Raw genomic sequence first — 25,190 nt, 5'->3', positions numbered from 1 at the left:
GGAATTCGCCACAGTGTTCGTATCCTTTTTCCCGCAGCCGAAGCTCTTCTTCTCTTCGGCCGCCGTCTGGAGCCTTGCGGCGATCCTGTTCTGGTTTTTCGGTGGTGAACAATTGGGCGCGGTTTTGGGATTGCCGCCGGCTGCGGCCGGCGCGCCGCCCATCATCGGCATCGCGATCCTCATGTCGCCGCCGTTTCTATGGTTTTATCTCTATTTCGTGTTCTGCGTGGCCGTCTTCTACGCATTCTGGAGCTGGTATTCGCCGCATCCGTGGCAGCGCTGGTCGATCCTGATGACCGCGGTCATCCTGTTCTTCATCTATTTCAATGTGCAGGTCAGTGTCGCCGTCAACGCCTGGTACGGACCATTCTTCGACTATGTGCAGGGACTGATGTCGGGGACTGGAAAGTCGACCAACAGCGAATTTTATATCGGATTGGCGGATTTTTCGTGGCTCGCGCTGGTCGGCATGAATGTGCAGGTGGTCAATGCCTTCATCGTCAGCCACTGGATTTTCCGCTGGCGCACGGCGATGAACAATTATTTCGTCGAGAATTGGAGCAGGCTACGCCATATCGAGGGTGCCTCGCAGCGTATCCAGGAAGACACGATGCGGTTCTCGCAGATCATGGAAGACCTCGGCTCCAGCTTCGTCCAGTCGATCATGACATTGATCGCATTCCTGCCGGTCATGATCCAGTTGCAGGCCCATATCACTGAGTTGCCGATTATCGGCGCGATCCCGCAGCCATTGGTTGTCGCGGCCCTTGCCTGGTGTCTGTTCGGGACGATCTCGGTCATGGTTGCCGGTCTGAAACTTCCAGGGCTGCAGTTCCGCAACCAGCGTGTCGAAGCCGCCTACCGCAAGGAACTCGTCTACGGCGAGGATCATGCGGACCGCGCCCAGCCGGCCACCACCGCCGAGCTGTTCGAGAATGTTCGTCACAATTATTTCAGGCTGTATTTCCACTACATCTATTTCAACGTCGTCCGTTACACCTACCTGCAGGCCGACAACATTTTCTCGCTGCTGATCCTTGGTCCCTCACTGGTGGCGCACAAGATAACGTTCGGCGCGCTGAACCAGATTTCGAACGCATTCGGCAAGGTGACGGGGTCGCTGCAGTTTCTGCTCACGTCCTGGTCGACCATCGTCGAGCTGCAATCGGTCCACAAGCGCCTGCGTGCCTTCGAAGCGACGCTGCAAGGCGAGCCGTTGCCTGAAATCGACCAGCGCTATCTGGCAAGACAGAGCGCCGAGGACCCAGCCTAAGGTTTTGGAAGTCGAACCGGGTCGGCGGCTCAGCCGCCGACCGAGACCTGCCTTTGGCCAGCGTCCTGTCGCGAAACATAATCGCGAAAACTGATGCATTCGACATCGGCTTTGACGCAGACGTCGCCGGCAAAGCGCTCCAGCGCGTTCCAGTAGGCGCCGTCATTCATCAGCGCGAAGTGGAAGCCGAGCTCAAGCGGAATGCGCTTGCCGGCATACTGCTTGTCGAAGGCGGCGCGAAAGGCAGCATAGGTCCGGTTGGCGAACTCGTCCGCCTGGCTTGGCCGCTCGAAGCCGCCGGAATGCCTGACATAGAGATTGTAGTCCATGGCGATCACCGGCCGCGACTTCGGTCCTTCCGGAATCTGCGGCAGCGAAAAGTGCACGATGCCGTTGCTGGCCGTCGGTCGGGCAGGGCCTTGCGAGACGCCGCTGGCATCGAATTGATATCCGGCCGCCGGCAGCGCTTCATAGAGCGCCTTGCCGGTCGACAGATACGGCGCGCGAAAGCCGACCACCGCATGCCGCGCGAAATCGCGCCAGCCCTGTGGTTCGGGTGCAATGCCGTTGATCGCATAGGCGTTCTCGAGAATGTGCTCGAACGAACTGAACTCTTTCAGCCAGTCGGCCTTGCTCCAGTCCTTGCCGTCGAAATGGCCACAGCCATGGCTGGCGATATCGTGGCCTTCATGCGCGGCAAGGCCGATCTGTTCGAGCCGCTCGGTGACTTCCTGCTTCGAGGCGGCAAAGCCGATGTTGGATTTGCCGGCGCCTTTGCCCGGTGCGGTGTATTCCTTGCGTGTCTCCGTTGACAGCAGGAAGACGCAGGAGAGAAAATAGGTAAAGTGCGCGCCGGTGCGCTCAGCCAGTGCCCGGCTGCGTTTCCACTGCGAAATGTCGCGGGCACTGTCGAACGAGATGATGACGACCTGTTTCGGCTTTGCCGGCGCCGGTGGATCGGCCAAAGCCCCACCGGCAGCGGCGAGTGCCGCAAGCGAAAACGCAACAACGCGGAACGGACGAAGCATAGGCAATCTGATCTTCACTCGGGGAATGTCTGCAAGCCGGCTATCGCCTAAATGTGGCGTGGGTGCGATTGGCCTTTTCGGCTGCCTGTCCGGGGCAAACATCCGTTTGCCCCGGACAATAGGCGATTTTCCGGTTGAACCCCTTCCATGCCGGCAAAATTTCGCTAAAACGCGGGCTGACAAAGGCCCGACGGGGCAGGAATGGTTTGATTTGATGTCCGACGACAGTTTTATCCGTGAAGTCAACGACGAGATCCGTCGCGAGCAGGCACAGGCGCTGTGGGACCGTTTTGGCCCGGCCTTGATTGTCGTTGCGGTCCTCGTGGTGCTCGGCACTGCCGCCTTCGTCGGCTATCGCTATTGGGACGAGACGCGCGCCAACCGCTCGGGCGATGCGTTCTCGCAGGCGCTGAAGCTCGCCAATGACGGCAAGAACGATGAGGCGCTGACTGCGCTCGATCAGTTGGAGAAGGATGGCTACGGCGCCTATCCGCTGCTCGCCCGCATGCGCGGCGCGACCGTCAAAGCGAACAAGGGCGATGTCCCCGCCGCCGTCAAGGATTTCGACGAAGTCGCCGCGGATACGGCCATTCCCCAGGGAATTCGCGACATGGCGCGGCTGCGGGCAGCACTGCTGCTCGTCGACCATGGTTCCTTTGCCGATGTCTCCAGCCGTGTCGAGGCGCTGACATCCGACACCAACACGCTACGCCACACGGCGCGCGAGGCACTCGGCCTTTCCGCCTGGAAGGAAGGCAAGACGCAGGATGCGCTGAAACTGTTCGACCAGATCGCCGCCGATGACGGCGCGCCGCGCAACACCCGCGAGCGCGCAACATTGATGTCCGAGCTGATCCGCGGGTCGGGCAGTGCGTCGTGACCTTCAAAGTCGCCATCATCGGCAGACCTAACGTCGGGAAATCGACTCTTTTCAATCGGCTGGTGGGAAGGAAGCTGGCGCTCGTCGACGACACGCCGGGCGTCACCCGCGACCGTCGCGTCCATGCCGCCAAGCTTTACGACCTGCATTTCGACGTCATCGACACCGCCGGCTTCGAGGACGCGGGCGCCTCGACCTTGCCCGGCCGCATGCGTGCGCAGACCGAGATCGCCATCCGCGAGGCCGACCTGATCTTCTTCACCATCGACGCCAAGTCCGGCCTGTTGCCCGACGACAGGACCTTCGCCGAGATCGTGCGCAAGTCCGGCAAGCCGGTCGTGCTGGTCGCCAACAAGGCCGAGGCCAAGGGCGCCCAGGGCGGCATGCTGGAAGCCTGGGAACTCGGACTTGGCGAGCCGATCCCGGTTTCGGCCGAGCATGGCCAGGGCTTGCCTGACCTGCGCGACGCCGTGATCGGAGCGCTCGGCGAAGCGCGAGCTTTCGACGAAAATGAAGATGGCGAAGACTTGGAAGTCGCTGCCGGCGAAGTTCTGATCGGCGAGGATATCGCCGATCCGGATGCCGAGCATACCTATGACGACACCAAGCCGATGCGCATTGCCGTCGTCGGCCGTCCCAATGCCGGCAAGTCGACGCTGATCAACGCGCTGATCGGCGAAGAGCGGCTGCTCACCGGACCGGAAGCCGGCATTACCCGTGATTCGATCTCGGTCGACTGGGATTGGCATGGTCGCCGCCTGAAATTGTTCGACACAGCCGGCATGCGCCGCAAGGCCAGGATTCATGAAAAGCTGGAAGTGATGTCGGTGCAGGACGGCCTGCGCGCCATCCGGTTTGCCGAGATCGTCATCATCGTGCTCGACGCCACCATCCCCTTCGAGAAGCAGGATCTGCAGATCGCCGACCTGATCATCAGGGAAGGCCGGGCGCCGGTGATCGCCTTCAACAAATGGGATCTGATCGACCATCCCCAGGAACTTCTGGCCGAACTGCGAGAGAAGACGGAACGGCTTCTTCCCCAGGCGCGCGGCCTCCAGGCCGTACCTGTCTCCGGCGAGACCGGGCGCGGCCTCGACAAGCTGATGGATGCCGTCATCAAGACGCACAAGGTGTGGAACAGCCGCGTCTCGACCGGCAAGCTCAACCGCTGGCTGGAAGGCATCCTGGCACACCACCCGCCGCCTGCCGTGGCCGGACGCCGGCTGAAGGTCAAATACGTCACCCAGGCCAAGACCCGGCCGCCGGGTTTCGTTGTCCAGTGCTCGCGGCCCGATGCGATGCCGCAATCCTATGTCCGCTATCTCTCCAACAGCCTGCGCGAAGCCTTCGACATGCCCGGCGTGCCGATCCGCATCGCGCTGCGCACGTCGGACAATCCGTTCGCCGGCAGGTCGAACAAGCGCAAATAAGCGGTCGGGCTGGAATGAGCCCCTTTGCTCGCGCGAATTCTCCGCAAAATTGGCGGGACAGCACCCCCCTCTGGCCTGCCGGCCATCTCCCCCGCAAGGAGGGAGATCAGCAGTTCGTTCTGACGGCGCCTTTCTTGCAACGTTGAAGATTCGCGAGAGCACTCGCGACATCCAATCTCCCCCCTTTGCGGGGGAGATGTCCGCAGGACAGAGGGGACGGAACGCGACACTGGATACCTTTCCGGCTGTCTAAGCGACCTCCTTCAACCGCTCGTCCCGTGGCAGCGCCTGCAACGCCGCCTGCAACAATATGTCGGCTAGCCGCGCTGCCACCGGATCCAGTTCAGCATCCTTCTGGTGCAGCACCAACGCCATTTTGGGCAATGCCGGCAGCCCGGCGATCTCCGGCGTCATTGCGCTGACGCTGGCCGGCAGGCCGATGTCGGTGCGGATCGTCAGCCCCAGCCCCGCCGCCACGGCTGCCCAGATGCCGCCAAGGCTCGGGCTGGAAAAGGCCATCCGCCACGACAGCCCGGCGCGGTCGAGCGTTTCGGTTGCCACCGTGCGCAGAAGGCATGGCGCTTCGAGCGCCACCAGCGGCAGCGGCTCACCGTCGCGCAGGCTGGTCTCGATGCGCTTTGCCGGCCCGATCCAGCGCATCGGCACATCGGCGACATGCTGGCTGTAGGGCAGCGTTTCGCCGCAGTGCCAGGCGAGCGCGATGTCGAGGCTGCCTGACATGACCCTTTCGGCAAGGTCGTGGCTGCGTGCGATCCTGGCTTCGATCTTCACCTTGGGGTGCGCCCGGGCAAATCGGCCGAGCACGCCCGGCAGCACCGCCTCGCCGAAATCTTCCTGCAAGCCGAGCCGTACCCAGCCTTCCAGCTCGACATCATGGATGGCGGATGCCGCCTCGTCATTCAATTCGATCAGCCGGCGCGCATAGCCGAGCATGGTCTCGCCGGCCTCGGTCAAAGCGAGGCCGCGTCCTGATTTGCGGAAGATCGGCGTCGCCGCCTGTTCTTCCAGTTTCTTCAATTGCGCGCTGACCGCCGACGTCGACCGGCCAAGCCGGTCAGCGGCCTTGGCAAAGCTGCCCAGCTCCATACCGGTGACGAAACTGCGCAGGACGTCGAGGTCGAAAGTTACGCGTCGCATGTCTGAAGTCCCGATTTTCAGGATTGTAAGTTCAAAACTTCCTGATTTTCAGGATGAAATTATGGCGGTAGGGACAGATCGTCAAGGCCGGACCACTGGCCAGCACGGGAAATGAAATCATGTCCGCCATCGTCAATTGCACCGATCGGCAGTCGCCGAAGCTCCTGGAAGATACCGGTTCCGCCGGGAGGGTTTTCAAGCCGGGCCATCGCTGGAAGGTTCTGGGCATCGGCGTTGCCGCCAATGCCGCCTTCTCGGCTACGTTCTCCGGCATCCCGGCGACGGCGGTCGTTCTTCGCCAGGGCTATCATTTGGGCAATGCCGAGCTCGGCCTGGCGCTCGGCCTTCTCGGGCTGGGGGTCGCGCTCAGCGAACTGCCCTGGGGCCTGCTCACCGATCGCTGGGGCGATCGCCGCGTGCTCCTGATCGGGCTCGGCGCGACGGCGGCGTGGCTCCTGGCCATGGCGATGCTGGTTGTGCCGACAAAGGCCGGTATTCCCGGCGTCACGATGCTCTCCGCGAGCCTGCTCATCACCGGACTGCTCGGCGGCAGCGTCAACGGTTCGAGCGGCCGCGCCATCATGAGCTGGTTTCGGGAAAACGAGCGCGGCTTTGCCATGAGCATCAGGCAGACGGCGGTGCCGCTTGGCGGTGGCCTTGGCGCGCTCGTGCTGCCCTCGCTTGCGCTGGCTTTCGGCTTTGGCGCGGTGTTCGGGGTGCTGGCGGGCGCATCCGCTCTGTCTGCCCTGTTCGCCTGGCGCTGGCTGCACGAGCCGCCGACGGCGGGCGAGGGCCATCTCGCTTCGGCTGCGGTCGGACCGGCGCCGCTGCGCAATCGCGATGTCTGGCGTATCGCGACCGCCATCGGCCTGCTCTGCTTTCCGCAGGTGGCCGTGCTCACCTTCGCCTCCGTGTTCCTGCACGACTTCGTTGGGTTGGGAACGGCGGCAATCAGCGCGAGCCTCGCCGCCGTTCAGATCGGCGCCATGGTCATGCGCATCTGGAGCGGCCGCTTCACCGACCGTCACGGCAACCGCCGCCAATTTCTTCGCTTGTGCAGCGCGTTCAGCGCCCTTGCCTTCGCCATGCTTTGGCTGCTGGTCCTGTTCGGCCCAACCGTTCCGGGCGGCCAGCTCATCTGGTTGGCTGTCCTTCCAGTCGTGCTTATTGTCGCAGGCATCTCGGTCTCCGCCTGGCACGGTGTCGCCTACACCGAGCTTGCCACCCTTGCCGGGGCCAGCCATGTCGGGACCGCGCTCAGCCTTGCCAACACCTTTGTTTTCGTAGGCTTCTTCCTGGTGCCGGTGGCCATTCCGGGGCTCTTGCACCTTTGGTCTTGGTCCGGCGTCTGGCTGGCGGCCGCCATCTGCGCGCTGATCGCCCGGCCGATCTTCCTGCGTCCGGCCTGAGTTCGGCCGCAAAACCGCCCGACTTCGGAACCACGACCTGAAGCCGGCTGAGAACAGTCCGATCGAAGCCGTTAACGTCCCATCAAGGTTAATGCATCATTTTGCTCTCCAGTGGGGTCTGTCGCGTTCCTGGAGAGTGTTCCGTGCATCGACGTGTGTTGAAGCGGCTGGTTGCCGCCGCCGGTGAGAGAAGACGTGGCTTTCTGCCCCCGTTCGTCATCGGTCTCGGCATCTGGATCGGCTTTCCGACCATCGTCGCCTATCAGGACATGACGAGCCTTGTCTCCGGCCTCGAAGCGAACACCCGCTGGAATTCCTATGTCGAGAAATCCGTCGCCGGCTCGACCCATGCTGCCGAGATGCCCTTTGTCGATTCTGATGTCACCGGCTCCATCTCCGGATCGGGTGTCCACCTGGCCGGTGTCGGCAACGTGTCGTTTCGCGGAAAGGGCGGCAAGGTCAGCGGCACGCCCGATGAGGACCGCGTCGTGCGCGCCGAGAAGAAAGGGCGCATCGTCCAAATGTCTCCCGTCGCACCGCCGAAGAACTTCAACGCCGGCTCGATCTTCGAGCGCACCTCCTCCTTGCTGCGGCCCAGCATGGACAGCGGCCTGAAAATGGCTTTCGCCAAGCCGCAGATCAAAGGCAAGGAAATCCAGATCGCCGCGGCATTCCATGCGCGCGAGGACAAGAAGCCGGATCCCGGCGTGCCGGCCATGCTGGCAGCGCTGGTCAACAACGACCATCCGGACGTGCTGGCCACCGCCTACGCGCAGTCCGAGCCTGACTATGCCAAGGCATCGCCCTTCGAAGCCCTGCTTCAGGACGAGCAGCCCAATGAGGGCCGCTTCATTCCGCCGATGGCCAAGGGCGATCATTCGTGGATCCAGAACCCGCTGCCCGCCAGTGTCTTCTCCCAGAAGGAGCAGGCATGCCTTGCCAACGGCATCTATTTCGAGGCGAGGAGCGAATCCGTGCGCGGCCAGGCCGCCGTCGCCCAGGTCATCCTCAACCGCGTGCGCAATCCGACCTATCCGAATTCGATCTGCGGCGTCGTCTACCAGAACGACAGCTGGTTCAACCGTTGCCAGTTCTCCTTCGCCTGCGACGGCAGGAAGAAGCGCATCGATAGCCCAGCCGCCTACAAGACCGCCCAGGAGATCGCCATGGCCGTCACTGCCGGCAAGATCTTTATCCCGGAGGTCGGATCGTCGACCCACTACTATGCGCAATATGTCCATCCCGGCTGGGCGCGCACGATGCAGAAGATGACCAAGATCGGCCTGCATATCTTCTATCGGACCTATGGCGGCGGCTGGAGCTGAGTGCGGAGCAGCCGCTGATCTTTGATGTGGCGCGCAGCCGATCAAAGGGCCATTGCGCGGGGGATTCGCGCCATGCATCCTCGTCATCATGGCGGGCACGATGTCGCACCTTTCTAATTCATTGATTTTATTGCCTAAAATACATGGCAATGAACTTCCGCCCGTGGCTTGACGGGCGCAAACCCTCTAACTATGTTGCCGGCGACTTTAGAAGCGGACGGACGGTGACGGTCTGACCGGGCAGGGGGGTTGCGATGGCCGACAAGAATGGGCCAGACGGAACCGGAAAAACCGGCCGCGGCAATCAGCATGAGCCCGACATCCGCGACGACGATCTTGAGCGCCGCCGCCGTGACCTTGAAGCTTCGCTTGCGACAAGGCGGCCGGGCCGGCTCGAGGGGAAAGACGACGCGAAAGCGGGCAGTGTGGCCGGTTACGGTCAGGCGCTCAAACTCTCCAGCGAATTTATCGCCGGGGTGGTGGTGGGTGCCGGCATCGGCTGGATCATCGACCGTCTGGCGGGGACATCGCCATGGGGTCTGATCGTGTTTCTGCTGCTTGGTTTTGGCGCCGGAGTGCTCAATGTGATGCGTTCCGCCGGCGTTGTGGCAGAATTTGGACAGGGCGATAAATCGCGCCGTGGCCAAGACGACAAGAAATGACCGCGCACCATGTGCGGTAATGGTAACGAGGCCGTACGCGGCATTGACGGGGTTTGAACGTGGCAGCTGACAAGGTCGATCCGATCCACCAGTTCCATATCAACAAGCTGATTCCGATCGACATCGGCGGCTATGACCTGTCCTTCACCAATTCGGCACTGTTCATGGTCGCAACCGTTATCGTCGCGGCTGGATTCCTGTTTCTCACGACGTCGAGCCGCAGCCTGGTTCCCGGGCGGCTCCAGTCGGTCTCCGAGATGGCCTACGAGTTCGTCGGCAACATGTTGCGCGATGCCGCCGGCACGCAAGGCATGAAGTTCTTCCCTCTCGTGTTCTCGCTGTTCATGTTCGTGCTCGTCGCCAATCTGCTTGGCCTGTTCCCGTATTTCTTCACCGTCACCAGCCACATCATCGTCACCTTCGGCCTTGCCGTGCTGGTGATCGCAACCGTGGTCGTCTACGGCTTCATGAAGCATGGTTTTGGCTTCCTGAAACTGTTCGTGCCGCATGGCGTGCCGGTCTTCCTGCTGCCACTGGTGGTGCTGATCGAAGTGATCTCCTTCGTGTCGCGCCCGGTCAGCCTCTCGGTTCGTCTGTTCGCCAACATGCTCGCCGGCCACATCACGCTGAAAGTGTTTTCCGGCTTCGTGGTCAGCCTGAGCGCGCTCGGCGCGGTCGGCGTCGCCGGCTCGATCCTGCCTCTGGCGATGGCGGTGGCGCTGACGGCACTGGAACTGCTGGTCGCCTTCCTGCAGGCCTACGTCTTTGCCGTGTTGACCTGCATGTATCTCAACGACGCCCTGCACCCCGGGCACTAGGTCCAAAAGTTTCCGGCCCAAGAATTTCCAACATTGGCGCCGGATGGAATCGCAACGGAATTTTAGATCCAAAGGAGTTGAACAAATGGACGCAGAAGCAGCAAAGTACATCGGCGCCGGCATCGCTTGCCTGGGCATGGGTGGTGCGGGCATTGGCCTCGGCAACATCTTCGGCAGCTACCTCGCGGGCGCACTGCGCAACCCGTCGGCTGCCGATGGCCAGTTCGGCCGCCTAATCTTCGGTTTCGCCGTGACCGAAGCTCTGGGCATCTTCTCGCTTCTCATCGCGCTTCTGGCCCTGTTCGGCTGAGCACTCGGGAAGATTGGACAGGCCGGCCGCGCGAGCGGCGGGCCTGAATTTCGGGGATAGTCCATGTTCGTGACATCTGCCTTTGCGCAAGAGTCCGCGCCATCAGCCGATACCAGCCACGCTGCTACGGAAGGCGACACGCATTCCAGCACCGGTGTGCCTGCTGAAGCGCATGGCACGTTTCCGCCATTCGATCCGGCGACGTTCCCGTCGCAGCTTCTGTGGCTGGCGATCACCTTCGGGCTGTTCTATCTCTTCCTGAAGCGGGTTGTGATGCCGCGCGTCGGCGGCATCATCGATGTCCGCAACGATCGCATCACGCAGGATCTCGATCAGGCGGCCAAGTTGAAGGGCGAGGCCGACGCTGCCGTTGCTGCCTACGAGCAGGAACTGGCGGAAGCCAAGACCAAGGCCAACGCGATCGGCCAGCAGGCCAACGACGCGGCCAAGGCCGAGGCCGACACCGCTCGCAAGAAGGTCGAGGCCGCGCTCGACGCCAAGCTTGGCGAAGCCGAGGCCCGCATTTCTTCCATCAAGGCCAATGCCATGAAGGAAGTCGGCAGCATCGCCGAGGACACCGCTTCGGCGATTGTCGAAGCCCTGGTTGGCGGCAAGGCCAGCAAGGCAGAGATCGCGGCCGCGGTCAAATCCGTGGCCCGGTGAGGAGCGCATCATGGACGCCACATCTCTCGCGACGCTCTGGGCCACGGTTGCCCTGGTCATCTTCCTGGGCATTGCCGTCTACATCAAGGTGCCTCGCCTGATCGCCAAGGCGCTCGACGCCCGCGCCGAAAGGATCAGCAACGAACTCGACGAAGCGCGCCGGCTGCGCGAGGAAGCCCAGCAACTGCTTGGCCAGTATCAGCGCAAGCGCAAGGAAGCCGAGCAGGAGGCCGCCGACATCGTCGCCGCCGCCAAGCGCGAAGCCGACTTGCTTGCCGCCGAAGCGCACAAGAAGACCGAGGACTATGTTGTCAGGCGCACCGCGCTTGCCGAGCAGAAGATCGGCCAGGCCGAGCGTGACGCCATCAGCGAAGTCCGCGCCAGCGCCGTCGACATCGCCGTAGAGGCAGCGCGCGCGCTGCTTGCCGGCAAGATCGACGCCAAGGCCGGTGCCGATCTGTTCAAGGCATCGCTTGCGGACGTGAAGTCGAAGCTGAATTAGAGGGTCCCGCTAGCCAATCATCGAAAGCCGCCCGGGCAACCTGGCGGCTTTTTTGTTGTGGGCGGGGATAATCTCCCCCTCGAGGGGGAGATGTCGCCAAAGGCGACAGAGGGGGTCGGCTCGACCGGGCGCGACGTCATTTTGCAGCAAAGATAAGGTCGGCGCTTCACGCGCGGCGACCCCCTCTGGCCTGCCGGCCATCTCCCCCTCGAGGGGGGAGATCAGCTATCCATTCCGACGAAGCTCTCTTCCTCAACCACTTCAGCGCCACCCAGCCTGAACGGCGAAAACGATACGCGATGCAGCCGCGCCACCGGGCCATGCGCCTCGATTGCCGTGCGATGGCGAAGCGTGGCGTAGCCCATATGGACTTCGAAGCCGTAGCGGTCGTGATGGTTGCCGCAGCCGCACATCATGCGATCGCGCATCACCTTGGCGACGATCGAGGCGGCGGCGATCGACTGCGAACGCTGGTCGCCCTTGATCAGCGCGCGCCCTTCACAAGGCAGGCCAGGCGGCACGTCGCGTCCATCGGCAAGGGCGAGCTTCGGTCTGACCGACAGCCCTACCAGGGCGCGGCGCATGGCTTCCAGGCTTGCCTTGAGGATGTTGCTGCCGTCGATACCCTCGGCACTGATGGAGGCCATTGAGACCGCCTGCGCAGAGCCGAGAATTCGCAGGAACAAGGCTTCACGCTGCAGATGGCTGAGGCGTTTGGAATCGTCGAGGCCGTCGGGAATGTTGGCGGGATCGAGCACCACGGCCGCGGCGACTACCGGCCCGGCCAGGGGGCCACGGCCGGCCTCGTCCATCCCGGCAACCGGCCACAGGCCCTCCGCCATCGCCTTCGTCTCGAAGGAGAAGTCGGGCTTCTCGATGATCTCAAAGAGAGGCGGAGAATCAGAACGCGCGCGAGCCATGTTGCGGCGAGGTTCGCATCGGCTCTGATTCTCCGCAAGTCCCTCCGGGTCGGGTGGGGCGCCGGACCGGGAGGGCACCGTCTGCAGGCCGGGGCAGGCCGGACGGGATTCTGGTGCCGCGACGGATCAAACCACCGCGACGAATTGTCTCTCTCAAAGCAGCATCAGCTGCACCTGGTCTTTCCCGGCGGCAACGAACTGGTCGGTCCGCAGCGTGCGCCGTTCTGCATTGAGGCCGAGCCGCTTGGCTGTGATCTCGAAGCGCCGGCCGATCTGCCAGGCATAGGGACCGGCGCCCTTCATGCGTTTGCCCCATTCCGAATCGTAGTCCTTGCCGTCACGCATCGACCGGACCAGCGACATCACATGGCGGTAGCGGTCGGGATAATGACGCAGCAGCCAATCCTTGAAGATCGGGCTGACCTCCAATGGCAGGCGCAGGATCACGTAGCCGGCTTCGCGCGCGCCGGCCGCACGTGCCGAATCGAGGATGCGTTCCATTTCCGGGTCGGTCAGGCCCGGAATGATCGGCGCCACCATGACCGAGGCCGGGATGCCGGCATCCGAAAGCTGCCGGATCGCTTCCAGCCGCTTGGTCGGTGTCGACGCGCGCGGCTCCATGGTGCGCGCCAGCATACGGTCGAGCGTCGTCACCGACAGCGCCACCTTGGCCAGCCCGCGTTCGGCCATTCGCGACAGGATATCGATATCGCGCGTCACCAGAGCGGACTTTGTCACGATGCCGACTGGATGGCCGCGCGCTTCCAGCACTTCGAGGATTTCGCGCATGATCCGGTATTGCTTCTCGATCGGCTGGTAGGGGTCGGTGTTGGTGCCGATGGCGATGGTGCGCGGCTGATAGCTGTCTTTCGAAAGCTCCTTGTCAAGCAAGCGCGCCGCATCCGGTTTGGCGAACAACTTCGATTCGAAATCCAGACCCGGCGACAGGCCCATGAAAGCGTGCGTCGGTCGGGCAAAGCAATAGACGCAGCCGTGCTCGCAGCCGCGATAGGGATTGATCGAACGATCGAAGGAAATGTCGGGCGATTCGTTGCGGGTGATGATTGTGCGCGGCTTCTCGACCTGCACTTCGGTTTTGAAGGGCGGCAGTTCCTCCAGCGAATTCCAGCCATCGTCGAACACGTGCCGGCTGACCGGCTCGAACCGGCCGGACGGATTGATGCCCGCTGACCTGCCGCGGTTGCGGTCCGGGCGGACACGCATGCCACTCTGCTCGACCATCGCATTGGCCATCTCGGCTCTTCCTGCTCCGAAAGCTGCAATGTCGGCGCGCACGATCTGTTCCATCTTCGCCCGCTCCCAAGGACTGTCCGTGTGGTGTCGAATCGCTCTGTTCATGAAATTATTCCTATTTGGTTGATGAGAACAAAGCAAGAACTTTCTATGGTGCGATGCAAAAACTGGCGCTGTCCGGCGCTTTCCGCTATTCGGCTGAGGATGCTCAGTGTTCTCATCGAAACCCGCAATGACGAGGAGGGCCTCGCCCGCACGCTCGCCTCGCTGGTTGGCGGAGCGGTCGAGGGCGTGGTGCGTGAAGTCATCGTCTGCGACATAGGCTCCACCGACCAGACGCATCGTGTGGCCGAGCATGCCGGCTGTCAGTACGTGACGGGCGGCGTCGCTGCCGGCATCCGCCAGGCCAAGGGGGATTGGCTGCTGCTCTTGGAACCGGGCGCGCGGCTGGTGGAGGGCTGGATCGATGAGGTTGTCGCCCATACGGCAAGGCAGACCATGGCGGCACGGTTTTCGCGCACGCGAGCCAGCCGCACGCCGTTCCTGGCCCGGGTCTTTTCGGGAAACCGCGCCTTGGCCGACGGCTTGCTGATCAGCAAGCGTCAGGCGGCGGCTGCGGCCAAGAGTGCCGGCAGCGCCGAGGCCATCGCCCGTGGCCTCGCGACGAAGCGGCTCGACGCCGAGATCTGGATGGCGCCGGCCAAGCAGGAACGCCGCTCCTCGACATGATTTTTTGCAGCTGCTCAGGTCATTGTGCATTGCACAAAAGCTGACGCGGGGTTAGCTTCCGTTCAAGCGGGAATTGGGTTTGGGACATGCCGAGTGGCGAGCACCGATGCGGCATCGGTGGTGCTCTCATAGCCGAGGACTCAATGAAGCTTTCAACCCCCGACACATCCGGCGCGCCCAGTCTCGAGGCCATTGCGCGCAACGGCAGCCTGCTGCGGCGCATCGCCGTGCGTATTCCAACCTATCTGACGGACCTGCGTGAGAACCCTGCCTGGCTGCCGATGTTCGTGCTGGCGCGCACCATGCCCGGACGCCGCATGCATTGGCTCGGCGCAAAGCGCGCCCGATCGGTCGCCAATGCCGGGGATACGATGTTTGCCGGTGTCGAACGGGGAGCGGTCGTCGATGCGCTGCGCTCCGACGGGCTGTTCTCAGGCTTGGTCCTGCCGCCTGATATCCATGAAGAGATCGCCGACTTTGCCGGGCGCACGCCTTGCTTCGGCAATTTCGACCGCCGTCTCGAATTCATGCCGGGGGAACATGCCGAGGCCGAGAAACGCCTTGGCCGCTCGCTGCTCAGCGGGCATTTTTTCGAGCGCATCCTCGACTGCCCGGCGGCGCTTGCCATCCAGCGCGATCCGCTGCTTCTGGATATTGCCGCGCACTATCTCGGCGGCCAGGCAAAACTGATCACGACGCGCGTCTGGTGGAGTTTTCCAACCGGTGCGGCTTCGGACGCCGACAAGAACCTCGCCTCGCTCGGCAAGTATCATTTCGACCTCGATGATTGGCGCATGCTGAAATTCTTCTTCTACCTCAAGCCGGTCGACGCCGACACCGGTCCGCATGTCTATGTCAGGGGCAGCCACAAGCGCCGCAGCCTCAAGCATCAGCTCACGCTTCTGGTCGGTCATCCCGCGCAACAGGTGCTAGATGTCTATGGCGAGCAGAGCCCGGTGACGCTGACCGGCGAGGCCGGTCTCGGTTTCGTCGAGGACCCCTTTGGCTTCCATATGGGCACCGTGCCGGCACGCACGCCGCGACTGATGATGGAAGTCGGCTTCGGCGTGTCGCCGCCGTCGCGCCGACGGTTTCATGGCGAGCCGGTCATCCGCTGAGAGCTGTCTATCCGAGGCTCATCTCGACAGGCATCCAGTGTGTGCGGCGCCTGTCTTGGCGCTGCGCCCTGCTTTCGGCATCGAAGTCGACACGGACCGGCTCCCGATTGAACCGCTCCCTGTCGTCCAGGGCGTTGATGATGACGATCGCCCTGGCGTCATCTCTGGCGATTGCGGCGACGTAGACACCGCACTGCCGGCAGATCAGATAGTCCGCCGTCCTCAGCCCGAACTGATATCTCTGCAATTGCGTCTGGTCCTTGACCGAGATGACCAGTCTGCCATTCGGATCGGCAACGGCGCGCGAACCATGTCTGATACAGAACGAGCATTGGCAAGCGCGAACTTCGGTTTGCGGTGGCTCGAGCTCGGTTGAAAATTCAAGGCGTATGTTGCCGCAATGGCATCCACCGGTGTGCACGGTCATCGTAGCTGCCTTGTCGTGAACGGCGATGATCGCCTTCAGACAAGGTACTTTTCCGAGGTCCGGTTTGGAATGGGGTTTCAAAGGCGCCGGTGCTGTTTTGCCTGGCGAACGCGGCGTGGAACCGGCGCTTTGCCTCGGCTTTTACGGAGCCGATTTGCCGCGCCGCAAATGCTCGTCCAGGCGCGGCATGATCTCGACGAAGTTGCATGGCATGTGCCGGTAGTCGAGCTGCGCTTTCAGGATGCCGTCCCACGCGTCCTTGCAGGCGCCTGGCGAACCCGGCAGCACGAAGACGAAGGTGGCGTTGACGAGGCCGCCGGTCGCCCGGCTCTGGATCGTCGAGGTGCCGATCTTGTCGTAGGAAATCCGGTGGAACACTTCCGAAAAGCCATCCATGCGCTTTTCGAAGATCGGCTCCAGCGCGTCCGGCGTCACGTCACGGCCTGTGAAGCCGGTGCCGCCGGTGGTGATGACGACATCGATATTCTTGTCCTGTGACCACGCCAGAACCGTGTCGCGGATTTTCTCGCGGTCGTCGGTGACGATATCGCGGGCCGCCAGCAGATGGCCGGCCTCGGCGATGCGGTCGGCCAGCGTCTGGCCGGATTTGTCGTCGGCGAGGCTGCGCGTGTCCGAAACGGTCAGCACCGCGATGCGCACGGGAATGAAGGAGCGGCTCTCGTCAATTCTGGCCATCTGCGCCCTCCGATGCGATGGTGCGCGTCGCCGCGACGAACCAGTCGGGCTGGCGGCCGCGGATCTCGGCAGCGGCACGCTTGGCGACATTGCCGGTCTCGAACAGGCCGAAGCAGGTGGCGCCGGACCCGGACATCCGTGAAAAACCCGATCCGGCCTTGTTCAGCCAGGAAAGCGCCCTGCCGATGGCGGGCTGCATCGCCAGCGCCGCGGGCTCGAGATCGTTGCGAGTAATCTCCAGCCAGTTGCGCAGGCTGTGAAAATCGATGCCGCGCGGCAGCGGCGGCAAGGCCTCATTGTCGCGCCGGGAAAGCGCTGCAAAGACATCCGCCGTCGACACCGGGGTGCCTGGATTGACCAGCACCAGGCCAAGCGCCGAAAAATCCGGCACCATCGACAGTTCATCCCCGATGCCGCGCGCTACCAGCGGCTTTGCCGCCAGGCACATCGGCACATCGGCGCCAAGCGAAAGGCCGATCCGCGCCAGCTCTGCGCCGTCGATGTCCAGCGCCCATGTCTCCACCAGCCCGCGCAGCACGGTCGCCGCGTCGCTCGAACCGCCGCCGACGCCGGAGGCAACCGGCAGGTTCTTTTCCAGCCGGATAGCGACCGGCGGTGTTCTCTCGTGCCCGGCTGTCTGCCGCAGGGCATCGCGCGCCTTGAGCACCAGATTGCTGGCGTCGAGAGGAACGGCCGGAGCGTAACGGCCGGACACGGTAAATTCATCGCTGTCGGCGGGCGCGATTTCGACCCTGTCGCCAAAACGCGTGAACACCGCCAGGCTTTCGATCAGATGATAGCCGTCAGGGCGCCTGCCGGTGACATGCAGCGCAAGATTGATTTTGGCGTGTGCGTGCCAGCTACGCGACCCGATGTCGGAGTCCACAATCGTCTGCGGGATGATGCTCAGTCCTTGGCCAGCCGGTATTCGCCGGTCTTCGGATCCTTGACCAAAGTGCCGATCGCGCCGTTGGCCGTCTGCTTTTCTGTGCGCCGCACCTTGGCGGTCACGCGCTCGGCTTCCCTAATGAAGGTGCGGTAGCCGAAATAAGCGGCAACGCCAACGACGGCGAAGAAAATGATCTGCGGCATGCCAAAACTCCTCCCACGCTGGGCCGGCGAAGGCGGCCGGTCGGGTCGGTTGATGCATGCCGACCCGCTTTTGGGAACACGACATGCATGAAACTCAAGCTCTCATGCTAGACGGTTTTGCCGGGTTTTCAAAGCCCGAAGCGAGACCACAATGCGCGCTCTTCCGCCGCATCGATCACGCCGCTGGCGGCAGCCGCGGCAATATCGGGCGCTGAAAAGCCCTTGCTTGAGCCGAACAGGCCGAAGCGGCTAAGGAAACCGCGCGGCGTCGTGATCAGCCTGAGCTGCGTTTTCGCCCCGAAACGGGTCTTGAGCACCGTTCGCATGTCGCCGAGCGCATCGACCAGACCGAGTTCGAGGCCCTTGATGCCTGTCCAGAACAGGCCGGTGAACAGGTCCGGGTCGTCCTTCAGTTTCGTGCCGCGCCGCTCCTTGACGAGGTCGATGAAGGTTGCGTGCACCTCGAGCTGCAGCGCCTTCAGCCGCTCGACATCTTCCTTCTTCTCGGGCTTGAACGGATCGAGCACCGCCTTGTTCTGGCCGGCAGTGTGGACACGTCGTTCGATTCCGATCTTCTTCATCAGTTCCGGGAAGCCAAACGAAGCTGAGACGACGCCGATCGACCCGACGATGGAGGACGGATCGGCGAAGATCTCGTCACCGGCGACCGCGATCATGTAGCCGCCCGACGCCGCGACATCCTCGACGAAGACCAGTACCTTTTTGTTCTTTTCCGTGGCCAGGTCACGGATGCGCTTGAAGATCAGCCGAGACTGCACCGGCGAGCCGCCCGGCGAATTGATCGAGATGGCGACCGCCGGCGCGTCGTAGGAGAACGCCTTCTCGATGAGGCCGGCGGTGGAAGCCAGCGACAGGCTCGGCCGAAACTGGCCACCGCCTGCCATGATGGTGCCGTGCAGCCGGATGACCGGAATGGTGACGACGGTGGAGCGCCAGGATTTCGGCAGCAGGCGGTTGATAAGGCGTTTCACGAGGGCGCGGTCTCCGGTCGGTGGGTTGCAGGCATGTAGGGATTTCCCGGCCAACGGCAATGTCGCCGGGCAGAATAGCTCAATCTCCGAACAGCGAGGCGAGGCCGTTGGCGATCATTTCGCTGCGCTCGTCGGGGCCGTTGCCTGACTGCGTGTGGAGCATTAGGGGCGGGCGTATGGCAAGCTTTCCCCGCGCCCCGAGCGCTGCCCGCACGACGATTCGGATCGCCGCCGCATCGGGACGAGGGTGGACGGCGAGCATCTCGGCATCGCCGAAGCGGCCGGCGATCGCATCGAGAATGGCGCCGAGCTGTTCGGGCCGGGCGATTACGGCGAGCCCGCCGCGCGGCCTCACCACCGCCGCCGCACTTCGGATCCAGCTCTCGAACAGCCCGTCCTCCATGACATGGGCTTCCTTTCGCAGGCGATCCGATGTGGCGCGGTCCCGGGGGGCATTGAAAGGCGGGTTCATGATGACGAAGTCGAAGTCGTTGTCGGCGAGGCCGGCGGCCGCCCGCGCCCGGCCCGATACGGTGACATTGGCGACCAGCACGGATGCGCGATCGCTAAGATGGGCATTGCCGGGATGGGCAAGCGTCGCCGCCGCGAAGGCCGCCATTTCCGGCGCGCGTTCGACAAGCACCGCCTCTGCCGCCGGGCAGCGTGACAGCACCGCCAGTCCGGCAGCTCCGGCTCCGGCGCCAAAATCGGCCAGGCGCCCGCTAAAGGTCGATGGCACGGATGCCGCCAGCATCATCGCATCCATGCCGGCGCGATGGCCGCCCTGCTTGGGCTGGACGAGCCAGAACCGGCCGCGATGGAAGGCGTCGACCGTATGGGCCGGCGTGTCCGGAACAAGGGCGGCGGGCGCGGCGGGCATTATTTTCCGCGGATCTCGTTGGCGATGCCGGCATCCCTGAGGATGCGCCGTGCCGCGTCGGCCTGGTCGGCGTCGACCATGACGCGTTTCTGCAAAAGACCGATCGATCCTTCGAGAATGCTCATATTCTGATCGGCGACAAAGCAGGCGATGCCAGCGTCGCGCATCAGCGATTCCACAAAGGAGATGATCACGGCATCGTTGGTGCGGACAAGTTCTATCATCGTATGAAACTCGCAGTTTGCGCTATTGATGTAAACGGGCAGGGGATTCCGAGGCAGAGCCCCGTTCCCTCTGTGGTCGTTGACATTCCGTCATCGACGCCGCGCCAATTCGCCACTTGCCGTGGCCATGTCCGCCGCCCTAGAGTCCACGCAGGGACTAAGGGTGCCGTCGCACGCTCTATACCAAGACGGGAGTGATTGTCGTGGGTGTCGTTCTCAACATCGAAAACGGGAAGCGGGAGCCCGCCTCCATCAAGGATCTGATCGATCTGACAGCGGCCGATATGGGGCGCGTCAATGAATTGATCCTGTCCAAGGCCGGCTCCGACGTCGAGATGATCCCGGAGGTTGCCAATCATCTGATCTCGTCCGGCGGCAAACGGCTGCGGCCGATGCTGACGCTGGCCGCCGCGCAGATGTTCGGCTATGCCGGCGAAGGCCACGTCAAGCTCGCCACCTCCGTCGAATTCATGCACACGGCGACGCTTCTCCACGACGATGTCGTCGACGAAAGCGGCATGCGGCGCGGCAAGAAGACCGCCCGCATGATCTGGGGCAACCAGGCAAGCGTGCTGGTCGGCGACTTCCTGCTCGGCCAGGCTTTCCGCATGATGGTCGATGTCGGCTCGCTCGAAGCGCTCGATATCCTGTCGAGTGCTGCCTCGATCATCGCCGAGGGCGAGGTCATGCAACTCGCCGCCGCCAAGAACCTCGAAACCACCGAGGACGAGCATTTCGCCGTCATCAAGGCCAAGACCGCCGCACTTTTTTCGGCTGCTGCCGAGGTCGGGCCCGTCATTGCCCAGGCGACGCGCAACGATCGTGCGGCGCTGCGCTCCTACGGCATGAATCTCGGCCTTGCCTTCCAGCTGATCGACGACGCGCTGGACTATGGCGGCACCAGCAAGGATCTCGGCAAGAATGTCGGCGACGATTTCCGCGAAGGCAAGGTGACCTTGCCGGTCATTCTCGCCTATCGGCGGGGCACGAAGGCCGAGCGCACTTTCTGGAAGCGTGCCATCGAGGACAATGTCACCGATGACGCCGGCCTGGAAAAGGCGATCGGCTTGATGACTCGCCATGGCGCCATCGCTGACACGATCGGACGAGCCCGCCATTTCGGCGAGATCGCCCGCGACGCGCTGGCGCCGCTGGAAGCGACGCCGCAGAAATCGGCGCTGATCGACGTCATCGATTTCTGCATCAGCCGGGTGAACTGAGCGGCGTCACCCGGTAGCCGGCTACTTCCCCTTTCCCGGCAAAGCGAACGCGGCCAGCAGGCTGACAAAGATGCCCGCCGCCGCCAGCCAGAAGGCGACCTGTATGCCGTCGGCAATCGCGGTCTTCAGCGCTTCGCCTGTCAGCCCGCCGACATGGCTGTTTGCGATCGCGATCAACGTCGCCATGCCGATCGCGTTGCCGATGTTGAGCGTCGTGCAGGCCATCCCCGAGGCAACACCTTGCTCGTCATGCGCGACACCCGAAGCCGCGGCGATCCACATGGCGGTCCAGACGATGCCCTGTCCGACGCCGGAGACGATCAGGCCGGGAACGATGGCGGCATAGAAGCTGTCGGCTGATGCTCCAAGGACCATCAGCGCCGTGCCGGCTGCGCCGACTATCATGCCGCCGACCAGGGTCGAGCGTGTAGAAAAGCGCGTCGCCAGGCGTTCACCGAACTGCGTGCCGGCGGCGATGGCGATCGACGGCACCAGGAACGCCAGGCCCGTTTGCAGGGCGGTGAAGCCATGTACGGTCTGCAACAGCACGGTCAGGAAATAGGGCAGGGCGCCGAAAGTCGCCATGTAAAGGAAGGTGATGGTCATGCCGGCGACGAGGCTGCGGTTTTGGAACAGTCGCAACGGCATCAGCGGGTCGGTGCTTCTTGCCTCGATCACCGTGAAGACGATCAGGAAGAGCGCCGCCAGCATGGCGCTGATAAGAATCGTTGGCGAACCCCAGCCATAGTCCGGGCCCTGGACCAGCGTGAAGACCAGCAACGTGGCGCCGGCGGTGACAGCCAATGCGCCGGGCAGGTCGAAATTGCGATGCTCGTGTCGCTTGGGATCGCGCGGGATGATGGCAAACGCGGCGGCGATGGCGATACCGGCCAGTGCCACGTTGACGTAGAACACGGCTGGCCAGCCGAAGGCGCTGGTGAGGAACCCTCCCGCCAGCGAGCCGAGCGTCAGGCCGCTTGCCCCGGCACCGCCCCAGACCGCGAGCGCCCGGTTACGCTCCGGCCCCTCGGCGAACAGGCGGTTGATCAGCGACAATGTCGCCGGAAATAGGAACGCGGCACCGATGCCTTGCACGGCACGCGCTGCGACGATGATTTCGGGCGACCAGGCGAGGCCGCCAAGCAGGGATGAAAGCGCATAGAGCCAAAGTGCGAAGATGAAGATGCGGCGCTGACCGATAAGGTCGGCGGCTCGGCCGCCGAACAGCAGGAAGCCGCCGGTGAACACGGTGTAGGCGCTCACAACCCATTGTAGTGTCTGGCCGGAAAAGCCGAGGCTGGAGCCGATCTCCGGCAGGGCCACGAAAACGATGTTGAGGTCGAGCGCGATGATGAGCTGGGCAAAGGCGAGCAATGCCAGCGTGGCGCCGCGCTTCGCGCCAACCCCTTTCTGTGTTGCCGTGGCGCCGAGCGGCAGACCTTGATCGAGTGAACTCATGCCCGTCTCCTTTTTATTCTTTATCGATCAACAAAGAATTAGAATTTGCATTCCGGAGTCAAGCGGATTATTTGTCGATCGACAAAAAAATGGAGATGGCGATGGCGGGAAGACCGAGGGAGTTCGATCGCGACAAGGCACTGGAGAAGGCGCGAGACGCCTTCTGGACACGCGGTTACGAAGGCACATCGATGGCCGATCTGGTTTCGGCCCTGGGCATCGCCTCGGCGCGCATCTACGCGGCCTTTGGCTCGAAGGAGGATCTGTTTCGGGAAGCGGTCGGGCTCTACGAGGCCAATGAGGGCGGTTTCGCCACTCGTGCCTTCGCTGGCGAGACGACCGCGCGGCGGGCCATCGAGCGGATGCTGCGCGAAGCCGTCGAAACCTATACGCAGCCAGGGCGGCCGCAGGGCTGCATGGTGGTGTCGGCCGCCACCAATTGCGCGATCGAGAATGATCGCGTGCAGGAGTGGCTGGCGGAGCATCGCCGGACACGCACCCTATCGATTGTGGAGCGGCTGAACGAGGCTGTTCGGGACGGGGAACTGAGGCCGGATACGAATGCCGCGGCGCTCGGCGACTACTATGCCACGCTCATGCATGGTCTTTCCGTACAGGCGCGTGACGGCGTGCCGAAGAAGCGCCTGCATGATCTCATCACCGTCGCAATGCAGGCGCTGGACGCAAGGCTGGCGGGCGTCCCCGAATTTCAGCATCATTTCGCCAAGCAGCCGTGAATCCCGATCCCGTCGTCTCGACAAGCTGCCCTGCCGCAAATTATCTATTAAACATGGCAAAGGGCACGGACGACACCATCGCGGTGCGCATCAGCAAGGTTCTGGCGGACCGCATCATCTCGGGCGCGATCGAGCCGGGGGCCAGGCTTCGGCAGGATCATATCGCCGAGGAATTCCAAACCAGCCATGTTCCCGTGCGCGAGGCCTTCCGGCGTCTGGAGGCGCAAGGGCTGGCCATCGGCGAGCCGCGGCGCGGCGTGCGTGTGGCGTCTTTCGATCTGGGCGAGGTCAAGGAAGTCGCCGAAATGCGGGCAGCACTCGAAGTGCTGGCGCTGCGCCACGCCGCGCCGCATCTGACATCGGCCATTCTCGATCTCGCCGAGGAGGCGACCAAGGCCGGCGACAAGTCCCGCGATGTCAGGTCGTGGGAGGAAGCCAACCGCGCCTTCCACCGCTTGATCCTGGCGCCATGCGGCATGCCGCGCCTGCTCGCCACCATCGACGACCTGCACGCGGCAAGCGCCCGTTTCCTGTTCGCGGCATGGCGGTCGGAGTGGGAGACGCGCACCGATCAGGACCATCGCGCGATCCTCGCCGCCTTGCGGCAGGGAAACACCGAATCGGCGGCCGTCACACTGGGGCGGCACGTCCAATGGATTGGCCGCAAGCCGGTCAGGACGGCTTCCGGAACAACGCGCGAAGCCTTCGCCATCGTAGGTTAGACGGCCTCCGCCAAAGCGAGGGCTTGCAATCCCCAGGGAAGTGTGGATTCGATAATAGATCGGAAAGAGAAATTATCTATAATTTTCATCGATCGAAGGAATCCCAATGACAGACGTCGCGTTCTCCCCCGGCAAGCCGTCGTTCAGTCCGCTCCGGCTCCAGGATCGTTCTCTTGCCTGGCAGGTTGGAGCCGTCGTGCTTGGCACCCTGTTCCTGGCGCTGGCGTCCTATATCGAGGTGCCGATGGTGCCGGTCCCGGTAAACATGCAGACCTTTGCCGTGACCCTGATCGGCGCGCTCTATGGCTGGCGGCTTGGCGCGCTCACCATCGTCGCCTGGCTGGTCGAGGGTGCGGTCGGCTTTCCGGTTCTGTCCGGAGGGGCAGCGGGTGCCGCGCATTTCGTCGGGCCGACGGGTGGCTATCTCTTCGCCTTCCCGCTTGTCGGCGCCTTGGTCGGCTGGCTAGCAGAACGCGGCTGGAACGGCAAAAGGGTGATGCTTGCCTTTGTCGCCATGCTGCTTGGCAACCTTGCCTGCCTTGTGCTGGGCACAGCATGGCTTGCCGTCATGATTGGAGCCGAACAGGCCGTTACCTTCGGCTTCCTGCCGTTCATCGTCGGCGGCTTGCTCAAGTCAGCGCTGGGTGCCGCGACCCTCATGGCCCTTCCCGGCGGCAAGGCCAAGCCGGCCAATCCGTGACGATCAAGCTGCGCGCCCATCATCTCCTTTGCCTGCTCACCTATGTGGGCAAGGGATACAGCCCCGCCTTCACCGCCAATTATGATCGCGTCGCGGAGCGCCTGGGCCGGGGCGAGGACATCCTCCTCGTTTCCGGCCCCGACGATGTCTGCGCTCCATTGCTCGACGAGCCGGAACCTCACTGCCTCAACGAGAGCGTCGTCGAGCGGGACCGGCTCGCCGGGCTGGATGTAGAGGAATTACTGGCGCGGCCAATCCGGATCGGCACCCACCTCGATCTCGACACGGGGACCTTGGCCCGGATGCGGCAGGCGTTTTCGGCTGGCCTTGTACGCAAGGCCTGCGGCGGCTGCGAATGGAACGAACTGTGCAGCACGATAGCGGCCGGTGGATATAGCGACACGCTGGTGCAGCGGTCCGCCGCGCCAGCCGAGGGTTGATATTGGCCCCGAGCCTTAGCGGTCGAAGCCGAGCTCAAGGGTCGAATCTGCGATATCTTCGGCGCCGCGCAGGGCCAACACCGAAATTCAAGACCGGAAAACTGGTGCCTGTCGCCATGATTT

29 protein-coding genes are annotated in these 25,190 nt (G+C 63.3%); 17 read left to right on the top strand and 12 right to left on the bottom strand.

Translation table 11 applies throughout. The features are described 5' to 3' along the window. Nucleotides 1-13: 13 nt before the first annotated feature. Nucleotides 14-1,273: a peptide antibiotic transporter SbmA gene (sbmA, locus tag EOB80_RS15050; protein WP_127328446.1), complete on the top strand. Its 1,260-nt coding sequence runs from the start codon at nucleotides 14-16 to the stop codon at nucleotides 1,271-1,273. A gap of 29 nt (nucleotides 1,274-1,302) precedes the next feature. Here sbmA and EOB80_RS15045 read toward each other — a convergent pair whose 3' ends face one another. Continuing rightward, entirely contained in the window at nucleotides 1,303-2,301 is a 999-nt protein-coding gene (locus tag EOB80_RS15045; RefSeq protein WP_127273545.1) for a polysaccharide deacetylase, read from the bottom strand. A gap of 214 nt (nucleotides 2,302-2,515) precedes the next feature. Here EOB80_RS15045 and EOB80_RS15040 point away from each other — a divergent pair, with 214 nt between their 5' ends. Both EOB80_RS15040 and der read left to right on the top strand, forming a co-directional pair. Beyond that, nucleotides 2,516-3,181: a tetratricopeptide repeat protein gene (locus EOB80_RS15040; RefSeq protein ID WP_127272332.1), complete on the top strand. Its 666-nt coding sequence runs from the start codon at nucleotides 2,516-2,518 to the stop codon at nucleotides 3,179-3,181. After that, nucleotides 3,178-4,611: a ribosome biogenesis GTPase Der gene (gene der / locus EOB80_RS15035; protein WP_127328445.1), complete on the top strand. Its 1,434-nt coding sequence runs from the start codon at nucleotides 3,178-3,180 to the stop codon at nucleotides 4,609-4,611. The genes EOB80_RS15040 and der overlap by 4 nt, the downstream gene beginning before the upstream one ends. Nucleotides 4,612-4,860: 249 nt before the next feature. Here the strand turns inward: der and EOB80_RS15030 are convergent, their stop codons facing one another. Further along, a complete protein-coding gene (locus EOB80_RS15030; protein ID WP_127328444.1) occupies nucleotides 4,861-5,769 on the bottom strand; it encodes a LysR substrate-binding domain-containing protein in 909 nt (302 codons plus the stop codon). Between the two features lie 119 nt (nucleotides 5,770-5,888). Between EOB80_RS15030 and EOB80_RS15025 the strand changes: the two genes are divergently transcribed. The 7 genes from EOB80_RS15025 (at nucleotide 5,889) to EOB80_RS14995 (ending at nucleotide 11,458) form a co-directional block, all read left to right on the top strand. Next, nucleotides 5,889-7,178, top strand: coding sequence for an MFS transporter (locus tag EOB80_RS15025; RefSeq protein ID WP_127328442.1), 1,290 nt, complete (start codon nucleotides 5,889-5,891; stop codon nucleotides 7,176-7,178). Nucleotides 7,179-7,321: 143 nt separating this feature from the next. Continuing rightward, entirely contained in the window at nucleotides 7,322-8,503 is a 1,182-nt protein-coding gene (locus EOB80_RS15020) for a cell wall hydrolase (RefSeq protein WP_127328440.1), read from the top strand. A gap of 254 nt (nucleotides 8,504-8,757) precedes the next feature. Then, nucleotides 8,758-9,165, top strand: coding sequence for an AtpZ/AtpI family protein (locus tag EOB80_RS15015; RefSeq protein ID WP_127272330.1), 408 nt, complete (start codon nucleotides 8,758-8,760; stop codon nucleotides 9,163-9,165). A 59-nt stretch (nucleotides 9,166-9,224) separates the two neighbouring features. Beyond that, nucleotides 9,225-9,983 carry a F0F1 ATP synthase subunit A gene (locus tag EOB80_RS15010; protein WP_023808677.1) on the top strand — a complete coding sequence of 253 codons (759 nt, stop codon included), beginning with the start codon at nucleotides 9,225-9,227 and terminating at the stop codon, nucleotides 9,981-9,983. An 85-nt stretch (nucleotides 9,984-10,068) separates the two neighbouring features. Then, nucleotides 10,069-10,293 carry a F0F1 ATP synthase subunit C gene (locus tag EOB80_RS15005; protein WP_006206606.1) on the top strand — a complete coding sequence of 75 codons (225 nt, stop codon included), beginning with the start codon at nucleotides 10,069-10,071 and terminating at the stop codon, nucleotides 10,291-10,293. Nucleotides 10,294-10,356: 63 nt separating this feature from the next. Then, nucleotides 10,357-10,956, top strand: a complete 600-nt coding sequence (locus EOB80_RS15000) for a F0F1 ATP synthase subunit B (RefSeq protein ID WP_127272329.1) — start codon at nucleotides 10,357-10,359, stop codon at nucleotides 10,954-10,956. Between the two features lie 10 nt (nucleotides 10,957-10,966). Then, nucleotides 10,967-11,458 carry a F0F1 ATP synthase subunit B gene (locus EOB80_RS14995; protein ID WP_127270951.1) on the top strand — a complete coding sequence of 164 codons (492 nt, stop codon included), beginning with the start codon at nucleotides 10,967-10,969 and terminating at the stop codon, nucleotides 11,456-11,458. A gap of 221 nt (nucleotides 11,459-11,679) precedes the next feature. Here the strand turns inward: EOB80_RS14995 and EOB80_RS14990 are convergent, their stop codons facing one another. Next, a complete protein-coding gene (locus EOB80_RS14990; protein WP_127270953.1) occupies nucleotides 11,680-12,378 on the bottom strand; it encodes a ribonuclease HII in 699 nt (232 codons plus the stop codon). A gap of 153 nt (nucleotides 12,379-12,531) precedes the next feature. Next, nucleotides 12,532-13,686, bottom strand: coding sequence for a PA0069 family radical SAM protein (locus tag EOB80_RS14985; protein WP_127328505.1), 1,155 nt, complete (start codon nucleotides 13,684-13,686; stop codon nucleotides 12,532-12,534). 150 nt (nucleotides 13,687-13,836) lie between these two features. Between EOB80_RS14985 and EOB80_RS14980 the strand changes: the two genes are divergently transcribed. Beyond that, on the top strand, nucleotides 13,837-14,361 hold the full coding sequence (locus tag EOB80_RS14980) for a glycosyltransferase (protein ID WP_127328438.1): 525 nt from the start codon (nucleotides 13,837-13,839) through the stop codon (nucleotides 14,359-14,361). Between the two features lie 143 nt (nucleotides 14,362-14,504). Next, on the top strand, nucleotides 14,505-15,479 hold the full coding sequence (locus EOB80_RS14975; RefSeq protein WP_127328436.1) for a hypothetical protein: 975 nt from the start codon (nucleotides 14,505-14,507) through the stop codon (nucleotides 15,477-15,479). Nucleotides 15,480-15,486: 7 nt separating this feature from the next. On the opposite strand, the gene EOB80_RS14970 is transcribed toward EOB80_RS14975, so the two are convergent. The 7 genes from EOB80_RS14970 to EOB80_RS14940 form a co-directional block, all read right to left on the bottom strand. Further along, nucleotides 15,487-15,906, bottom strand: a complete 420-nt coding sequence (locus EOB80_RS14970) for an aldehyde-activating protein (protein WP_127328434.1) — start codon at nucleotides 15,904-15,906, stop codon at nucleotides 15,487-15,489. A 141-nt stretch (nucleotides 15,907-16,047) separates the two neighbouring features. After that, nucleotides 16,048-16,602 (bottom strand): molybdenum cofactor biosynthesis protein B, encoded by a 555-nt coding sequence (gene moaB, locus EOB80_RS14965; RefSeq protein WP_127328432.1) that lies wholly within the window; start codon nucleotides 16,600-16,602, stop codon nucleotides 16,048-16,050. After that, the gene (locus EOB80_RS14960) at nucleotides 16,589-17,488 is read right to left on the bottom strand and encodes a 4-(cytidine 5'-diphospho)-2-C-methyl-D-erythritol kinase (RefSeq protein WP_127328430.1); all 900 of its coding nucleotides are present in this window, start codon (nucleotides 17,486-17,488) and stop codon (nucleotides 16,589-16,591) included. Before EOB80_RS14960 ends, moaB begins: the two co-directional genes overlap by 14 nt. Before the next feature lie 20 nt (nucleotides 17,489-17,508). Beyond that, nucleotides 17,509-17,694 carry a membrane protein gene (locus EOB80_RS14955; protein WP_023808667.1) on the bottom strand — a complete coding sequence of 62 codons (186 nt, stop codon included), beginning with the start codon at nucleotides 17,692-17,694 and terminating at the stop codon, nucleotides 17,509-17,511. Between the two features lie 128 nt (nucleotides 17,695-17,822). Then, complete coding sequence (locus EOB80_RS14950) at nucleotides 17,823-18,686, bottom strand: S49 family peptidase (protein ID WP_023808666.1); 864 nt, start codon at nucleotides 18,684-18,686, stop codon at nucleotides 17,823-17,825. Nucleotides 18,687-18,765: 79 nt separating this feature from the next. After that, complete coding sequence (locus EOB80_RS14945) at nucleotides 18,766-19,566, bottom strand: methyltransferase (protein ID WP_127328428.1); 801 nt, start codon at nucleotides 19,564-19,566, stop codon at nucleotides 18,766-18,768. After that, nucleotides 19,566-19,790 carry a DUF2007 domain-containing protein gene (locus EOB80_RS14940; RefSeq protein ID WP_063167652.1) on the bottom strand — a complete coding sequence of 75 codons (225 nt, stop codon included), beginning with the start codon at nucleotides 19,788-19,790 and terminating at the stop codon, nucleotides 19,566-19,568. Before EOB80_RS14940 ends, EOB80_RS14945 begins: the two co-directional genes overlap by 1 nt. Nucleotides 19,791-19,993: 203 nt before the next feature. Between EOB80_RS14940 and EOB80_RS14935 the strand changes: the two genes are divergently transcribed. Beyond that, on the top strand, nucleotides 19,994-21,010 hold the full coding sequence (locus EOB80_RS14935; RefSeq protein ID WP_127272280.1) for a polyprenyl synthetase family protein: 1,017 nt from the start codon (nucleotides 19,994-19,996) through the stop codon (nucleotides 21,008-21,010). Between the two features lie 21 nt (nucleotides 21,011-21,031). Here the strand turns inward: EOB80_RS14935 and EOB80_RS14930 are convergent, their stop codons facing one another. Continuing rightward, complete coding sequence (locus EOB80_RS14930) at nucleotides 21,032-22,468, bottom strand: MFS transporter (RefSeq protein ID WP_127328426.1); 1,437 nt, start codon at nucleotides 22,466-22,468, stop codon at nucleotides 21,032-21,034. Between the two features lie 101 nt (nucleotides 22,469-22,569). Between EOB80_RS14930 and EOB80_RS14925 the strand changes: the two genes are divergently transcribed. From EOB80_RS14925 to EOB80_RS14910, 4 genes are all read left to right on the top strand, one after another. Then, entirely contained in the window at nucleotides 22,570-23,205 is a 636-nt protein-coding gene (locus EOB80_RS14925; RefSeq protein ID WP_127320257.1) for a TetR/AcrR family transcriptional regulator, read from the top strand. A gap of 53 nt (nucleotides 23,206-23,258) precedes the next feature. Beyond that, a complete protein-coding gene (locus EOB80_RS14920) occupies nucleotides 23,259-23,927 on the top strand; it encodes a GntR family transcriptional regulator (RefSeq protein ID WP_027164176.1) in 669 nt (222 codons plus the stop codon). Between the two features lie 106 nt (nucleotides 23,928-24,033). Further along, nucleotides 24,034-24,627: a biotin transporter BioY gene (locus EOB80_RS14915; protein WP_127328424.1), complete on the top strand. Its 594-nt coding sequence runs from the start codon at nucleotides 24,034-24,036 to the stop codon at nucleotides 24,625-24,627. Further along, nucleotides 24,624-25,067, top strand: coding sequence for a DUF1284 domain-containing protein (locus EOB80_RS14910; protein WP_127328422.1), 444 nt, complete (start codon nucleotides 24,624-24,626; stop codon nucleotides 25,065-25,067). The genes EOB80_RS14915 and EOB80_RS14910 overlap by 4 nt, the downstream gene beginning before the upstream one ends. The last annotated feature ends 123 nt before the right edge of the window (nucleotides 25,068-25,190 follow it).

It is taken from the genome of Mesorhizobium sp. M7A.F.Ca.MR.245.00.0.0 (assembly GCF_003997415.1).
In the GTDB taxonomy this organism is placed as follows: Bacteria; Pseudomonadota; Alphaproteobacteria; order Rhizobiales; family Rhizobiaceae; genus Mesorhizobium.
This window is presented reverse-complemented; position numbering and strand designations above follow the sequence as displayed.

Excerpts from the sequence above, each read along its gene's own strand:
- EOB80_RS15045 (WP_127273545.1), bottom strand. The coding sequence starts at position 2,301 with ATGCTTCGTCCGTTCCGCGTTGTTGCGTTTTCGCTTGCGGCACTCGCC.
- EOB80_RS15040 (WP_127272332.1), top strand. The coding sequence starts at position 2,516 with ATGTCCGACGACAGTTTTATCCGTGAAGTCAACGACGAGATCCGTCGC.
- EOB80_RS15030 (WP_127328444.1), bottom strand. The coding sequence starts at position 5,769 with ATGCGACGCGTAACTTTCGACCTCGACGTCCTGCGCAGTTTCGTCACC.
- EOB80_RS15025 (WP_127328442.1), top strand. The coding sequence starts at position 5,889 with ATGTCCGCCATCGTCAATTGCACCGATCGGCAGTCGCCGAAGCTCCTG.
- EOB80_RS15015 (WP_127272330.1), top strand. The coding sequence starts at position 8,758 with ATGGCCGACAAGAATGGGCCAGACGGAACCGGAAAAACCGGCCGCGGC.
- EOB80_RS15005 (WP_006206606.1), top strand. The coding sequence starts at position 10,069 with ATGGACGCAGAAGCAGCAAAGTACATCGGCGCCGGCATCGCTTGCCTG.
- EOB80_RS15000 (WP_127272329.1), top strand. The coding sequence starts at position 10,357 with ATGTTCGTGACATCTGCCTTTGCGCAAGAGTCCGCGCCATCAGCCGAT.
- EOB80_RS14995 (WP_127270951.1), top strand. The coding sequence starts at position 10,967 with ATGGACGCCACATCTCTCGCGACGCTCTGGGCCACGGTTGCCCTGGTC.
- EOB80_RS14990 (WP_127270953.1), bottom strand. The coding sequence starts at position 12,378 with ATGGCTCGCGCGCGTTCTGATTCTCCGCCTCTCTTTGAGATCATCGAG.
- EOB80_RS14985 (WP_127328505.1), bottom strand. The coding sequence starts at position 13,686 with ATGGAACAGATCGTGCGCGCCGACATTGCAGCTTTCGGAGCAGGAAGA.
- EOB80_RS14980 (WP_127328438.1), top strand. The coding sequence starts at position 13,837 with ATGCTCAGTGTTCTCATCGAAACCCGCAATGACGAGGAGGGCCTCGCC.
- EOB80_RS14975 (WP_127328436.1), top strand. The coding sequence starts at position 14,505 with ATGAAGCTTTCAACCCCCGACACATCCGGCGCGCCCAGTCTCGAGGCC.
- EOB80_RS14970 (WP_127328434.1), bottom strand. The coding sequence starts at position 15,906 with ATGACCGTGCACACCGGTGGATGCCATTGCGGCAACATACGCCTTGAA.
- moaB (WP_127328432.1), bottom strand. The coding sequence starts at position 16,602 with ATGGCCAGAATTGACGAGAGCCGCTCCTTCATTCCCGTGCGCATCGCG.
- EOB80_RS14955 (WP_023808667.1), bottom strand. The coding sequence starts at position 17,694 with ATGCCGCAGATCATTTTCTTCGCCGTCGTTGGCGTTGCCGCTTATTTC.
- EOB80_RS14945 (WP_127328428.1), bottom strand. The coding sequence starts at position 19,566 with ATGCCCGCCGCGCCCGCCGCCCTTGTTCCGGACACGCCGGCCCATACG.
- EOB80_RS14940 (WP_063167652.1), bottom strand. The coding sequence starts at position 19,790 with ATGATAGAACTTGTCCGCACCAACGATGCCGTGATCATCTCCTTTGTG.
- EOB80_RS14930 (WP_127328426.1), bottom strand. The coding sequence starts at position 22,468 with ATGAGTTCACTCGATCAAGGTCTGCCGCTCGGCGCCACGGCAACACAG.
- EOB80_RS14925 (WP_127320257.1), top strand. The coding sequence starts at position 22,570 with ATGGCGGGAAGACCGAGGGAGTTCGATCGCGACAAGGCACTGGAGAAG.
- EOB80_RS14920 (WP_027164176.1), top strand. The coding sequence starts at position 23,259 with ATGGCAAAGGGCACGGACGACACCATCGCGGTGCGCATCAGCAAGGTT.
- EOB80_RS14915 (WP_127328424.1), top strand. The coding sequence starts at position 24,034 with ATGACAGACGTCGCGTTCTCCCCCGGCAAGCCGTCGTTCAGTCCGCTC.